14 protein-coding genes are annotated in these 13,595 nt (G+C 60.6%); 11 read left to right on the plus strand and 3 right to left on the minus strand.

Features of this window, described 5'->3' with window-relative positions; all coding sequences use genetic code 11:
- Positions 1-128: 128 nt before the first annotated feature.
- Genes livH through JFU48_RS00805 form a run of 4 tightly spaced genes read left to right on the plus strand, consistent with a single transcriptional unit; the run spans position 129 to position 3,771 of the window.
- A complete protein-coding gene (gene livH / locus JFU48_RS00790) occupies positions 129-1,052 on the plus strand; it encodes a high-affinity branched-chain amino acid ABC transporter permease LivH (RefSeq protein WP_201135616.1) in 924 nt (307 codons plus the stop codon).
- Positions 1,049-2,305, plus strand: coding sequence for a high-affinity branched-chain amino acid ABC transporter permease LivM (locus JFU48_RS00795; protein WP_003222382.1), 1,257 nt, complete (start codon positions 1,049-1,051; stop codon positions 2,303-2,305). The genes livH and JFU48_RS00795 overlap by 4 nt, the downstream gene beginning before the upstream one ends.
- Entirely contained in the window at positions 2,302-3,069 is a 768-nt protein-coding gene (gene livG / locus JFU48_RS00800; RefSeq protein WP_003222381.1) for a high-affinity branched-chain amino acid ABC transporter ATP-binding protein LivG, read from the plus strand. Before JFU48_RS00795 ends, livG begins: the two co-directional genes overlap by 4 nt.
- Entirely contained in the window at positions 3,070-3,771 is a 702-nt protein-coding gene (locus JFU48_RS00805) for an ABC transporter ATP-binding protein (RefSeq protein WP_003222380.1), read from the plus strand.
- A 183-nt stretch (positions 3,772-3,954) separates the two neighbouring features.
- Here JFU48_RS00805 and JFU48_RS00810 read toward each other — a convergent pair whose 3' ends face one another.
- Together JFU48_RS00810 and JFU48_RS00815 are read right to left on the minus strand one after the other, a co-directional pair.
- Positions 3,955-5,193, minus strand: a complete 1,239-nt coding sequence (locus JFU48_RS00810; protein ID WP_201135617.1) for a DUF2599 domain-containing protein — start codon at positions 5,191-5,193, stop codon at positions 3,955-3,957.
- Between the two features lie 30 nt (positions 5,194-5,223).
- Positions 5,224-6,597: a DUF2599 domain-containing protein gene (locus JFU48_RS00815; protein WP_201135618.1), complete on the minus strand. Its 1,374-nt coding sequence runs from the start codon at positions 6,595-6,597 to the stop codon at positions 5,224-5,226.
- Between the two features lie 303 nt (positions 6,598-6,900).
- Here JFU48_RS00815 and JFU48_RS00820 point away from each other — a divergent pair, with 303 nt between their 5' ends.
- From JFU48_RS00820 to JFU48_RS00835, 4 genes are read left to right on the plus strand one after another with little or no spacing between them, the layout of a single operon-like run.
- Positions 6,901-7,209 (plus strand): BufA1 family periplasmic bufferin-type metallophore, encoded by a 309-nt coding sequence (locus tag JFU48_RS00820; protein ID WP_103485735.1) that lies wholly within the window; start codon positions 6,901-6,903, stop codon positions 7,207-7,209.
- A 25-nt stretch (positions 7,210-7,234) separates the two neighbouring features.
- Entirely contained in the window at positions 7,235-8,122 is an 888-nt protein-coding gene (gene bufB, locus JFU48_RS00825) for an MNIO family bufferin maturase (protein ID WP_201135619.1), read from the plus strand.
- Entirely contained in the window at positions 8,119-8,877 is a 759-nt protein-coding gene (locus JFU48_RS00830) for an HvfC/BufC N-terminal domain-containing protein (protein WP_201135620.1), read from the plus strand. The genes bufB and JFU48_RS00830 overlap by 4 nt, the downstream gene beginning before the upstream one ends.
- A complete protein-coding gene (locus tag JFU48_RS00835; RefSeq protein WP_201135621.1) occupies positions 8,874-9,350 on the plus strand; it encodes a DoxX family protein in 477 nt (158 codons plus the stop codon). The genes JFU48_RS00830 and JFU48_RS00835 overlap by 4 nt, the downstream gene beginning before the upstream one ends.
- 107 nt (positions 9,351-9,457) lie before the next feature.
- On the opposite strand, the gene JFU48_RS00840 is transcribed toward JFU48_RS00835, so the two are convergent.
- Positions 9,458-10,372, minus strand: coding sequence for a LysR family transcriptional regulator (locus tag JFU48_RS00840; protein WP_201135622.1), 915 nt, complete (start codon positions 10,370-10,372; stop codon positions 9,458-9,460).
- Positions 10,373-10,475: 103 nt separating this feature from the next.
- Between JFU48_RS00840 and JFU48_RS00845 the strand changes: the two genes are divergently transcribed.
- The 3 genes from JFU48_RS00845 to JFU48_RS00855 all read left to right on the plus strand — a co-directional run bounded on the left by JFU48_RS00845 (position 10,476) and on the right by JFU48_RS00855 (position 13,499).
- Positions 10,476-11,075, plus strand: coding sequence for a short chain dehydrogenase (locus JFU48_RS00845; RefSeq protein ID WP_003222362.1), 600 nt, complete (start codon positions 10,476-10,478; stop codon positions 11,073-11,075).
- A 59-nt stretch (positions 11,076-11,134) separates the two neighbouring features.
- Positions 11,135-11,788, plus strand: a complete 654-nt coding sequence (locus tag JFU48_RS00850) for a COG3650 family protein (protein WP_103485731.1) — start codon at positions 11,135-11,137, stop codon at positions 11,786-11,788.
- 97 nt (positions 11,789-11,885) lie between these two features.
- The gene (locus JFU48_RS00855) at positions 11,886-13,499 is read left to right on the plus strand and encodes an NAD(P)/FAD-dependent oxidoreductase (protein WP_135295099.1); all 1,614 of its coding nucleotides are present in this window, start codon (positions 11,886-11,888) and stop codon (positions 13,497-13,499) included.
- Positions 13,500-13,595 lie beyond the last annotated feature (96 nt).

The following is a 13,595-nucleotide window of genomic DNA, read 5'->3' on the forward strand; positions in this document are numbered from 1 at the left end:
AAAATCTCAAAACCGTCATCAGCGGTTCGCTGGCAAAACCCGGATTCGAAGTGGATAAAGATCCACGGGGCCGGGCGGGAAAATGACTCCACCAGTGAAATGCGTATCAGGTTTTTAGGAGCGCTGTAATGCCTGACATCTATCACTTCTTCCAACAGCTGGTTAATGGCCTGACCATTGGCAGCACGTATGCCCTGATTGCCATCGGCTATACGATGGTTTACGGCATCATTGGAATGATCAACTTCGCCCACGGCGAGGTGTACATGATCGGCTCCTACGTGGCGTTCATCGCCATCGCCGGGCTGGCCATGATGGGAATCGACAACGTCCCGCTGTTGATGACCGCCGCGTTCATCGCGAGCATCGTCGTCACCAGTTCCTACGGTTACAGCATCGAACGGATCGCCTACCGCCCCCTGCGCGGCAGCAACCGTCTGATCCCGCTGATTTCCGCGATCGGTATGTCGATCTTCCTGCAGAACACGGTTCTGCTCGCGCAAGACTCCAAGGACAAATCCATCCCCAACCTGATCCCCGGCAACATCTCCATCGGGCCAGGTGGCGCACATGAAGTGCTGATTTCCTACATGCAAATCGTGGTGTTCGTGGTGACTCTGGTCGCCATGCTCGGCCTCACGCTGTTCATCTCCCGCTCTCGCCGGGGTCGCGCCTGCCGTGCCTGCGCCGAAGACATCAAGATGGCCAACCTGCTGGGCATCAACACCAACAACATCATCGCCCTGACCTTCGTCATCGGTGCTGCGCTGGCAGCCGTCGCTGCCGTGCTGCTGAGCATGCAGTACGGCGTGATCAACCCGAACGCCGGTTTCCTCGTCGGCCTCAAGGCCTTCACCGCTGCGGTACTGGGCGGGATCGGCAGCATCCCCGGCGCGATGCTCGGCGGGCTGGTGCTCGGGGTGGCGGAAGCCTTTGGCGCCGATATCTTCGGCGACCAGTACAAGGACGTCGTGGCTTTCGGCTTGTTGGTTCTGGTGCTGTTGTTCCGTCCGACCGGCATTCTGGGCCGTCCGGAGGTTGAGAAAGTATGACTAGGAATCTTAAACAGGCACTGTTCAGTGCCTTGCTGGTGTGGGCCGTGGCCTACCCGGTACTCGGTCTGAAACTGACCATCGTCGGCATCAACCTCGAAGTGCATGGCACCAGCCCGGCCATTCTGGCGACCATCGCCGTGTGCTCGGTGCTGATGTTCCTGCGCGTGCTGTTCAACCAGCAGATCAGCAAGGCGTGGAAATCCTCGCCGGGCCTGCCGTTGATCCCGGCCAAGGCCAGCAATTTCCTGACCCTGCCGACCACGCAACGCTACATCATCATTGCGCTGATCCTCGGTGCACTGGTGTGGCCGTTCTTCGGCTCCCGTGGCGCGGTGGACATTGCGACGCTGATCCTGATCTACGTGATGCTCGGCCTCGGTCTGAACATCGTCGTCGGTCTGGCCGGTCTGCTCGACCTCGGTTACGTCGGTTTCTACGCCGTCGGCGCCTACAGCTACGCGCTGCTGTCGCACTACTACGGCCTGAGCTTCTGGATCTGCCTGCCGATTGCCGGTCTGATGGCGGCGACGTTCGGCTTCCTGCTGGGCTTCCCGGTGCTGCGTCTGCGCGGTGACTATCTGGCGATCGTGACCCTGGGTTTCGGCGAAATCATCCGGCTGTTCCTGCGTAACCTGACCGATATCACTGGCGGTCCGAACGGCATCAGCAACATCGAGAAACCGACGTTCTTCGGTCTGACCTTCGAACGTAAAGCGGCGGAAGGCATGCAAACTTTCCACGAATATTTCGGCCTCGAATACAACTCGATCAACAAGGTGATCTTCCTCTACCTGGTGGCCCTGGTGCTGGCACTGGCGGCGCTGTTCATCATTAACCGTTTGCTGCGCATGCCGATCGGCCGCGCGTGGGAAGCGCTGCGTGAAGACGAAATCGCCTGCCGTGCCTTGGGCCTGAATCCGACGATCATCAAGCTGTCGGCGTTCACCCTTGGGGCAAGCTTCGCCGGTTTCGCCGGGAGCTTCTTCGCTGCCCGTCAGGGTCTGGTCACACCGGAGTCGTTCACCTTCATCGAGTCGGCGATCATCCTCGCCATCGTCGTGCTGGGTGGGATGGGCTCGCAACTGGGCGTGATTCTCGCGGCCGTGGTGATGATCCTGTTGCCGGAAATGATGCGTGAGTTCAGCGAATACCGGATGTTGATGTTCGGTGCGCTGATGGTGTTGATGATGATCTGGCGTCCACAAGGTCTGCTGCCGATGCAACGCCCACACATGGAGTTGCGAAAATGAGCCGCGAGATCCTTAAAGTCGAAAACCTGAGCATGCGCTTCGGCGGCTTGCTGGCGGTCAATGGCGTGGCCCTGACCGTCAAGGAAAAACAAGTGGTGGCGCTGATCGGGCCGAACGGCGCGGGCAAGACCACCGTGTTCAACTGCCTGACCGGTTTCTACCAGCCATCGGGTGGCAGCATCCTGCTGGACGGCGAGCCGATTCAGGGCCTGCCGGGGCACAAGATCGCCCTCAAGGGCGTGGTTCGCACCTTCCAGAACGTGCGTTTGTTCAAGGACATGACGGCGGTCGAGAACCTGTTGATCGCCCAGCACCGTCACCTGAACACCAACTTCCTGGCCGGCCTGTTCAAGACCCCGGCGTTCCGCAAGAGCGAACGCGAGGCCATGGAATATGCCGAGTACTGGCTGGAAAAGGTCAACCTGAAAGAGTTCGCCAACCGTACCGCCGGCACCCTGGCCTATGGTCAGCAACGACGTCTGGAAATCGCCCGCTGCATGATGACCCGCCCACGGATCCTCATGCTCGACGAACCGGCCGCCGGCCTGAACCCGAAGGAAACCGAAGACCTCAAGGCGCTGATCAGCGTGCTGCGTGAAGAGCACAACGTGACCGTGCTGTTGATCGAACACGACATGAAACTGGTCATGAGCATTTCCGACCACATCGTCGTGATCAACCAGGGCACGCCTCTGGCCGACGGCACGCCGGATCAGATCCGCGACAATCCTGAAGTGATCAAAGCCTACCTGGGGGAAGCGTAAATGCTGCAGTTCGAAAACGTTTCCACCTTCTACGGCAAGATCCAGGCCCTGCACAGCGTCAATGTCGAAGTCCGTCAGGGCGAGATCGTGACCCTGATCGGCGCCAACGGTGCCGGCAAGTCCACGCTGCTGATGACGCTTTGCGGTTCACCGCAGGCGCACAGCGGCAGCATCCGCTACATGGGTGAGGAACTGGTCGGCCAGGACTCGTCGCAGATCATGCGCAAGAGCATCGCCGTAGTGCCGGAAGGTCGTCGGGTGTTCGCCCGTCTGACCGTTGAAGAAAACCTGTCGATGGGCGGTTTCTTCACCGACAAGGGCGACTATCAGGAGCAGATGGACAAGGTCCTCGGCCTGTTCCCGCGCCTGAAAGAACGCTTCAACCAGCGCGGCGGCACTATGTCCGGTGGCGAACAGCAGATGCTTGCCATCGGCCGCGCGCTGATGAGCAAGCCGAAACTGTTGCTGCTCGACGAGCCGTCGCTGGGCCTGGCACCGATCATCATCCAGCAGATCTTCGACATCATCGAACAGCTGCGCAAGGACGGTGTAACGGTGTTCCTGGTCGAACAGAACGCCAACCAGGCGCTGAAAATCGCCGACCGTGCGTACGTTCTGGAGAACGGCCGCGTGGTGATGCAAGGCACCGGTGAAGCCCTGCTGACCGACCCGAAAGTGCGCGAGGCATACCTCGGAGGTTGAGGCTTTTCACTGAACAGAAAAACGGCCTTCGGGCCGTTTTTTTGTGCCTGGCAGATAGTTTGAATCCAACACAGATCCCCTGTGGGAGCGGGCTTGCTCGCGAAAGCGATTTTACATTCAGCCTATGTGCTGACTGATCCACCGCATTCGCGAGCAAGCCCGCTCCCACACAATCAAAAGCCGTCAGTACGGATTGCAGTGCTGCGCCACCGCTGTCGCCTGATCGACATAAGGCCGTGCCGGCTCAAGGTTCCACTCAGGCTTGTTCCTCACAGGCTTGCCCTCGTAGGTAGCTGCCAGATGGCAAACCATCTGCCGCCGCAATGACCCGCCATTGACGCTGTATTCGCGCCACTGCGGATCGTCCTTGTGCTTGTTGTACAGCTCGGCAAACATCCGGTCGGTCTGGTCATCCTTGATCGCCCGACCACACGCGGTCGGTACTACCGAGAGCGACCAGGTGTTCGGCCCCAATTTCGGGTCGGGACGTTGTACCCAGGTGCTGGACTCGATGTACTTGTCGCAGAATTTTGGCGCGGTCGGCGTCGAGGTCTGGATGCACGAGAATGTGGCCTTGGCGACCGGGGTTTTCGGGAAGTCGATCTTGATGATGTTGCGATCCTTGCCGGTCTTGGCCTTGTAATCCTTTTGATTGGCCAAGGCATCATTCAAGCCGCGCTGATCGCTGTAGAAAAACGCCAGAATCGGCAGTTCATCGGTTTTCGGGTTGCCCAGGCGCAGCTCGGTCTGGGTCTGAAATTCGCGGCTGTTGATGACCTTGCGCGCGCCCATGAAATTGCGAAAGGCGTCGACCCGCTCCTTGCTGCTCATCGGATTGCGCATGTTGAAGCCGCACTGCAACTGGTCCTGCTGGCGGTTGTTGTTGAATTGGGTGAAGTGCGCCACCCAGGCACTCGGACTCGTGATAGGTGGCTTCATGGCCTGGCAGACTGCCTCGGTCGGGGCGGTGTTCTTGTTGTCGCCACAGCCACGGTCGTTGCGAAAGTCGGTCCAGGCATCGTTGGGAAACGCGCAGTAGACGTGCACTGGCGTCTCGGGGTCTTTCACTAGATCCCGGGGCGTAATCAGGTAGCCGTTTTGTGTGCTCATGCCAGGGTCTTCATAACTGATGCCGTCGGCCCGCATGTATGAGGCAGCAAACGTGCCCAGCTCCACGGCTTTCGGGCTGGGATTCCACACGTCCCACTTTTGCCCTTTGGCCGGATCGGCGCGGTGCGTGCCGCGAACCAGCAGCCCCGAACAGTCCGACGCGGGATCCTGCCCGCAACTGTCGACGGTGTTGTTGTAGAGCTTTTCAACCTTCCGCAGCGTCTCGTCACATGACTCGGCGCTGGCCCATGCCGCATGTACCAACAGCGGCAACACGAGCAACGGGGCGATCCTGTTCAGACGTTTCTTCATGGCTTGCATCTCCTTGATTAGCCAACACACTCAACGCGGGACCGGGTTGCAACCCGCAGCGCGAGTCTCGCTGTCCGACAACGCCGGCCTGAACGGTTCCAGATTCCATGGCGTCTTGTTGCGGTAATTGACCAGCACGCAGCGCAGTTGCTGTCGCATGCTGCCAGCGGACTTTTCGTTGTCGCGCCAGTTACTGTCCGGCCCCTTGAGGGCGAACAACTGATCGTACAGAGCGCCGACTTGCTCACCGGGCAAGGCGCGCCCCGCCGCGGTGGGCACGATGCTCAGGCTCCATTCATCCTTGCGGGTGCCGGGGTCGTAACGTTTGATCCAGTCGGCGGAGGCGATGTATTGCGGCACCGGGGCGCCACCCACCACCATTTCGTCGATCGCCTGATCGGCGGCGACATAGCTGAAGCGCTGCTCTGCAGGCTTGGTGAAATCCAGGCGCAGGATCGGCACGCTGTAGCCCTGAGCCTGAAGTTTTTTCTGGAAATTGCGCGCGCTGTTCAGGCCGTTCTCCGGTTTCGGCGGCGCCTGATCACCGCGGGTGGCGAAGTTCTGCGTGCTGTTGACGTTGTAGATGAAGGCATCGATGTACTTCATGTTTTCACTGCCATCGTTGGTCGCGGTAGCGTTCTTCAACATGAACTCGTTGACTTGGGCACTGAAGGCAAAAGGATCCTTGTTGGTGGTGTTCGGCCGCGACTCGTGCACGCGGATCATCGCGTGCCAGTCGCTGGGTTTTTCCGCGTTCCACGAACATTGGCCGTACTGGATCGGCCCCTTCATCAGCCCGGTGTATTTCTGCGTCCACTGCTCGGCGGTGGTTACACCGGCCTCCGCGCAAGTGCCATAAGCCAGTGCGGCATTGCGATTGTTCATCGTGCCTTGCGCCGCGCGCGGCGGTTCGCGGCTGTCGAAGAAACCGCAGCCATACCACTTGCGCTCCGGCCCGGTGCCGCCATCGAACGCATAGATGCAGGTAAAGCCCTGCTCTTTGACCGGCATCTTCAACGCCGCCGCATCGGTGGGCGTGCGCAGGATGAAACCGGCAGGGTGAATCAGAATGCGCGTGCTCAGATCCTTGCGGATCCACGAGTAGGACGTCGCGCCGATCTTGATCGCATAGGGGCTGTAATCCCACGGATTGAACGGCCCGTCATTGACCATGCGCAAGGTCACGCCGCTGCAGTAATACAGCCCGCGCGCAGCACCGCTATCGGGTTCCTGGCAAGCGTCCTTAAGAGTGTTGTAGTTGCTGTTGACGCGCTTGAGCGTGTCCAGCGGATCAACCTGCGTCTGGGCGCAAACCGTGCCGAACAGCAAGGGCAGCGTGCAGGCAAGCGCAAAAGATGAAGTCCTGCGCCATAACACAGCGTGGGCTGAGCGATCCTTCGTCATGAGATACCGTCCTGGTAAATCGGCCTGTGACAGAGGCCGTTGAAATGACTATAGAACAGGCGAGAGTGAACACAATCACTGTGGGAGCGGGCTTGCTCGCGAAGGCGGTGTGTCATCAAACATCAATGGCGTCTGACACTACGCCTTCGCGAGCAAGCCCGCTCCCACAGTGGATTGCAGTGTTCGAAAATCTTTTCGAAAAAACTTTGCACTGCGCTGTAACGCATCGCCATGAGCGTTCTCTAGTGGGGTAAGCAAGCGCACTTCGCTTGTAAAACCCAAGCTCAAATCTGGAGAAACATCATGACTGCTACCACTCGCTCCCTGTCCGCCGCTGCCCTGGTTCTGGCTCTTGGTTCCGCCCTGAGCATGACTGCCGTTTCCAGCGCCAATGCCGCCGATAACAGCAACATGGAAAAATGCTTCGGCGTGGCCATGAAAGGTCACAACGATTGCGCCGCGGGCGCAGGCACTACCTGTGCCGGCACGGCGAAGATGGACTACCAGGCCAACTCGTGGAAGTTCGTGCCAAAAGGCACCTGCACCACCACCGAGAGCAAGACCTCGCCGACCGGTTTCGGTCAGATGGAAGCCTTCAAAGCCAAGTCCTGAACCATTGCCTGCCCGAGTGACGCTCATGTTGACCACCCGCGAAACTGTCCCACCGCGCACTCGGGCAGCCCTCTGCGGGCTCCCACCCCGCGCGGGGCTGGGGCTCAAGACCGGGCACTTTGTTGAAGTGCTCGGCACCCAACCGGACATCGGTTTCTTTGAAGTCCACGCCGAAAACTACATGGTCGACGGCGGTCCGTTTCATCATTTTCTCGGGTTGATCCGCGAGCAGTATCCGCTGTCGCTGCACGGTGTCGGGCTGTCCATCGGGGCCGAAGGGTCGCTGGACACTCAACATCTGCAACGCCTGAAAACGCTGATCGAGCGCTATCAACCGCAATCCTTTTCCGAACACCTGGCCTGGTCGAGCCACGGCCTGGTGTTCCTCAATGACCTGCTGCCGCTGGCGTATGACATGCCGACCCTGAACCGCGTCTGCGCGCATATCGACCAGGTGCAGAACAGCCTCAAGCGCCCGATGCTGCTGGAAAATCCAGCGACCTATCTCGGGTTCGAACGCTCGACCATCGATGAGCCGGAGTTCATTACCGAGGTGATCCGCCGCAGCGGCTGTGGTCTGCTGCTCGACGTCAACAACGTCTACGTCTCGTGCGTCAATCATCAACGCGATCCACTGACCTACCTCGACGCGCTGCCTTTGCACGCGGTCGGCGAGATTCATCTGGCCGGGTTTGCCGAAGATGCCGACAGCCTCGGCGACCGTTTGCTGATCGACGATCACGGCGCGCCGATTGATGACGCGGTCTGGGCGTTGTACCGACAGGCGCTCGAACGAATCGGCCCGGTGGCAACCTTGATCGAACGGGACAATCAGGTTCCGGCGTTCAATGTGCTGCTGGCCGAGGCGCAGCAGGCTGAAGCGTTATTGCTGCACGCCGGGAGTCAGCCATGAGCACTCAAGCCGACTTCAGCGCCGCCCTGCTCGACACTCGCCGGCCCTGCCCCGCTGGCCTGTGCAGCGTTAACGGTGCTGATCCCGCCAGCCGATTCTCGGTGTATCGCAATAATGTGCAAGGTTCGTTGATCAACGCGCTGGCCGACAGTTACCCGGTGGTGCAGCAGTTGGTCGGCGAGGAATTTTTCAGTGGCATGGCCAGCATTTTCATCCAGCAGCAGCCGCCGCGCAGTCCGTTGATGAGCCGTTACGGCGACGGTCTGGCAGACTTCATTGGCGCCTTCGAACCGGCGGCCGGCGTCCCTTATCTGGCCGACGTCGCACGGCTCGAACGCCTGCGCACCCGCGCCTATCACGCCGCCGATGCGCTGGCGATCAATGCGCAACAGATCAGCGCCGCTTTGGCCGATCCGCACACACTGGCCGAACTGACCATCGCCCTGCATCCCTCGCTGCACCTGCTCGATTCGGCCTACGCGGTGGTTTCGATCTGGGCGGCGCATCAAGGAGACGCGACGCTGGCGGGCATCGACGTCCATCAAGGCCAACACGCACTGGTGCTGCGCAACGCACTCGAGGTCGAGGTCTTTGCCCTCGATCACGGCGCCAGCGTGTTTATCCGCCACCTGCTCAACCACCAACCGCTGCTGCAAGCTGCGCAAAACAGCCCGCCCTTCGATCTGCCGCAGACCCTCGCCCTGCTGATCGGCCACAACGCCATCACCGACCTGAACAACAAGGTATCGCCATGAACAACCTCATCACTCGTGTCATCGGACTCATGGAAAAAATCCCCCACAGCCTGATCGCCTTCATCGCGCGGTTTTCGATTGCCGCGGTGTTCTGGAAGTCCGGGCAGACCAAGGTCGAGGGGCTGGCCATCGATTTGATCGACGGCACCTTGCAACTCGGCTGGCCACATTTGGCGGACTCGACGATTCCGTTGTTTCAGAGCGAATACCACGTGCCGCTGCTGTCACCGGAAATCGCCGCGCACATGTCGGCGTTCGCCGAGCACTTCTTTCCGGTGCTGATATTGATCGGCTTCGCCACGAGATTTTCAGCGCTGGCGCTGCTGGGCATGACGCTGGTGATCGAGGTGTTTGTCTATCCCGATGCCTACCCGACCCATGGCACCTGGGCGGCGGTGTTGCTGTACCTGATGGCGACCGGGCCGGGGAAATTGTCGATTGATCACCTGATCGCACGACGTTTTGCCAGCTGACCACAAACTGTAGGAGTGAGCCTGCTCGCGATAGCGGTAATCCAGCCAACATTTCTGTTGAATTTGCTTACGCAATCGCGAGCAGGCTCACTCCTACAGGAAATGAGTTAGCGCTGAAGTCGATCCAGCGCCTCGCCGCTGCGCTTGAACCAGCCAATCAGATAATCCGCCAGCACTTGCGTGCGTTTGGGCAAACCGCCCTGATAAGGATGCACCAGATACATCGGCATCCGGCGCGTCTGAAAGTCGCGCAGCAGCCAGCGCAACCGACCGTCAGCCAATTCCGTTTGCAGCAGATACGACGGCAAACGGGCGATACCAGCGCCGGCCAGTGCGGCTTTCTTCAGCAGGTTGTAATGGTTGCTGGCGAACGGCCCCGACACCCGCACCCGCAGCAATTCGTGCTGTTGGTGATACAGCCATTCCTCGCGACCACTGTAGTGACTGTTGAGCAGGCAACGGTGCTCGACCAGCTCCTGCGGGCTCAGAGGTTCGCCGAACTGCTCAAGATACGCCGGGCTGGCGCAGGTCATTTCCTGCCACGCCAGCAGTGGCCTGGCCACTAGCCGTTCGTCATTGGCCACTTCGCTGCGGATAGCCAGATCAAAGCCATCCCGGGACAGGTCGCGATAACTGTTGTTCAGCTCCAGCTCGATCTGCACCTCGGGGTATTTCTGCGAGAACTCCAGCAGCAGGCCATCGAAAAACGTTTCCCCCAGCGACACCGGTACCGTCATCCGCACCGGCCCGGCCATGTCGTCCTTCAAGCGCGCCAATGCCTGACGCGCGCGCTCCACCTGAACGACCAGCGCTTGCGCCTGCGGCAGCAAAGCGGCGCCGGCGGCAGTCAGGCTCAGACGGCGCGTCGTGCGTTGCAGCAGCACCACGGAAAACTGTGCTTCCAGCTGACTGATGCGTTTGGACAACTGGCCCTTGCTGCAACCCAGTTGCTGCGCCGCCAGGGTAAAACTGCCGGCCTCGATCAACACCGCAAACGCCGCCAGATCATCCATTTCGCTCATGGATTGTTTCCATTTGAAAACCAAAGGTTGCCTATTAGTGCGCTTATCCGCAGAAAAAACCACTCTAGACTGAAACCTCATTCAACCCATTGAGGAACAGCCCATGAAGATTCTGTTGATCGGTGCCGCCGGCACCATCGGTTCGGCCGTGGATAAAGAGCTGAGCCAGCGTCACGAAGTCATTCGTATCGGTCGCAACAGCGGCGATTTCCAGGTAGACATCAGCGACAGCGCGTCGATTCGCAAGCTGTTCGAGCAGACCGGCAAGTTCGACGCGCTGGTCTGCGCCGCCGGCAACGTGACCTTCGCCCCACTGGGCGAGATGAACGCCGACAGCTTCGCCCTGGGCCTGAAAGACAAGCTGATGGGCCAGGTCAACCTGCTGCTGATCGGCCGCGAATATGCCAACGACGGCGCCTCGTTCACCTTCACCACCGGCGTGCTCAGCCACGACCCGATCCGCTCCGGCGCCTCGGCAGCACTGGTCAACGGCGCCCTGGACAGTTTCGTCAAAGCCGCCGCCATCGAATTGCCGCGTGGCTTGCGCGTCAACTCGATCAGCCCGACCGTGCTGCTGGAAGCCATGGGCAGCTACGCCCCGTACTTCCGTGGCTACAAGCCGGTTCCGGCAGCCGATGTGGCATTGGCCTACGCCAAAAGCGTCGAAGGCCTGCAAACCGGTCAGACCTTTCACGTGGGCTAAACCCTTGTGATCAACGGTCAGCCTGCGTAACGTGGCGGCACTTGTCTGGAGAGCCGAAGATGCGTGTTGCCCGTTCGTTGATCGTTGTTGCCCTGCTGCCGTTGTTCGCCGCCTGCCAATTGCTCGATGGCCCGCGTGAAAGTGCTTCCCACGTCGGGCAGTCCCGGATGCAGGGGCAGTTGACGGCGGCCGACGGCAAACTGGTGTTCCAGCCGTGTGGCGAACAGCGTCAGTACGTGGTCAACGACATCGGCGGCACCAGCGTGCTGCAAGAGGCTGCGACCCTCGCCGATCAGCAGGGCAAGCTGTTTGCCGATGTGCGCGGGAAGATCGCCGGCGACCGCCTCGACCTTGGCCAGTTGTATCGCGTCGAGCGCTCCGGCACCGCGTGCGATGACCCGAATTTCAAACTGTTGATCCTGCGTGCCGCCGGCCACGGTCCCGAGTGGAACGTCAAAGTCAGCGGCAAGGGCATGGTCATCGATCGTGAAGGCCAGCCGGCACTGGCCGTGCCTTATGTTGAAGAGCAACTGGGCGACGGTCGCTTCAACCTCAGCAGCGAAGCCAACAACCAGCGCATCGAGTTGTGGGTCGCGCCGCAGCGCTGTGTCGACAGCAGCACCGGCAGCGTGCAGCACATGAGCGCCGAACTGCGCATCGACGGCAAGGTCGAGCGTGGTTGCGGGTATTTCGGCGGATCGCGTAACGACTGAGCGTTTTAGCCTCACCGGATCCGGCCTTTGCGGCTTATAATCGCGGCCTTCAAACGCCCTGGCGCAGTTGTGCGCCCCGCGAATCCGGATCCTCGCCATGTTACGAATCACCGAACTCAAGCTGCCAATCGACCATCCCGAAGAAGACCTGCGTGCCGCCATCGTGCAGCGCCTGGGCATCGCCAGCGATGACTTGCTCGATTTCACCTTGTTCAAGCGCAGCTACGACGCGCGAAAAAAGTCCTCCGAACTGTGCTTCATCTACACCATCGACCTCAACGTGCGCGACGAGGCCAAGGTGCTGGGCAAGTTCGCCGACGACCGTAACGTCAACGTGGCGCCGGATGTCAGCTACAAATTCGTCGGTCAGGCGCCGAGCGACCTGAGCCAGCGCCCGATCGTGGTCGGTTTCGGCCCGTGCGGGATCTTCGCCGGCCTGCTGCTGGCCCAGATGGGCTTCAAGCCGATCATCCTCGAACGTGGCACCGAAGTCCGTCAGCGCACCAAGGACACCTGGGGTCTGTGGCGTAAAAGCGTGCTCAACCCCGAGTCCAACGTGCAGTTCGGCGAAGGCGGCGCGGGCACGTTCTCTGACGGCAAGCTGTACAGCCAGATCAAGGATCCGAAGTTCCTTGGCCGTAAAGTCCTGCACGAGTTCGTCAAGGCCGGCGCGCCGGAAGAAATCCTCTACGTCAGCAAACCGCACATCGGTACGTTCCGTCTGACCGGCATGGTCGAGACCATGCGTGAAGAGATCCGCGCCCTGGGTGGCGAAGTGCGCTTCCAGGAGCGCGTGACCGATGTGCTGATCGAAGACGGCCAACTGGTCGGCGTCGAGTTGGCGAGCGGCGAAACCCTGCATTCGAAACACGTGGTTCTGGCCCTCGGCCACAGTGCCCGTGACACCTTCCGCATGCTCCACAGCCGTGGCGTGTTCATGGAAGCCAAGCCGTTCTCGGTGGGTTTCCGCATCGAACACCCGCAGTCGCTGATCGACCGTGCGCGGTTGGGCAAGTACGCCGGCCACCCGAAACTCGGTGCTGCCGACTACAAACTGGTGCACCACGCCAAGAACGGCCGTTCGGTCTACAGCTTCTGCATGTGCCCGGGCGGCACCGTAGTGGCGGCGACGTCCGAGCCGAACCGCGTGGTCACCAACGGCATGAGCCAGTACTCGCGTAACGAGCGCAACGCCAACTCCGGGATCGTCGTCGGCATCACCCCGGAAGTCGATTACCCGGGCGGCCCGCTGGCCGGTATCGAGTTGCAGGAACGTCTGGAATCCCACGCGTTCATCCTCGGCGGCAGCGACTACAAGGCCCCGGCGCAACTGGTCGGCGACTTCATCAATGGCACCCCGTCGACCGAACTGGGCGAAGTCGAGCCGTCGTACAAACCGGGCGTAGCCCTGGGCGACCTGGCCCTGGCGCTGCCGGACTTTGCCATCGAAGCGATTCGTGAAGCGTTGCCGGCGTTCGAGAAGCAGATTCGCGGTTACTCGCTGCACGATGCGGTGTTGACCGGCATCGAAACTCGCACCTCGTCGCCGCTGCGCATCACGCGTAACGAGTCGCTGCAGAGCATGAACGTCAAAGGTCTGTTCCCGGCGGGTGAAGGCGCGGGTTATGCGGGCGGGATTCTGTCGGCGGGTGTCGATGGGATTCGTATCGCGGAAGCGGTGGCGCGCGACATTCTCGGTCTGGAAGCCTGATACCTCTGTTTTGCAGTAACAGCAACCTCCTGTGGGAGCGGGCTTGCTCGCGAATGCAGTGTGTCAGTCGACGAAGATGTTGACTGACCCGACGCA

It is taken from the genome of Pseudomonas sp. TH49, from assembly GCF_016650625.1.
Lineage (GTDB): Bacteria > Pseudomonadota > Gammaproteobacteria > Pseudomonadales > Pseudomonadaceae > Aquipseudomonas > Aquipseudomonas fluorescens_H.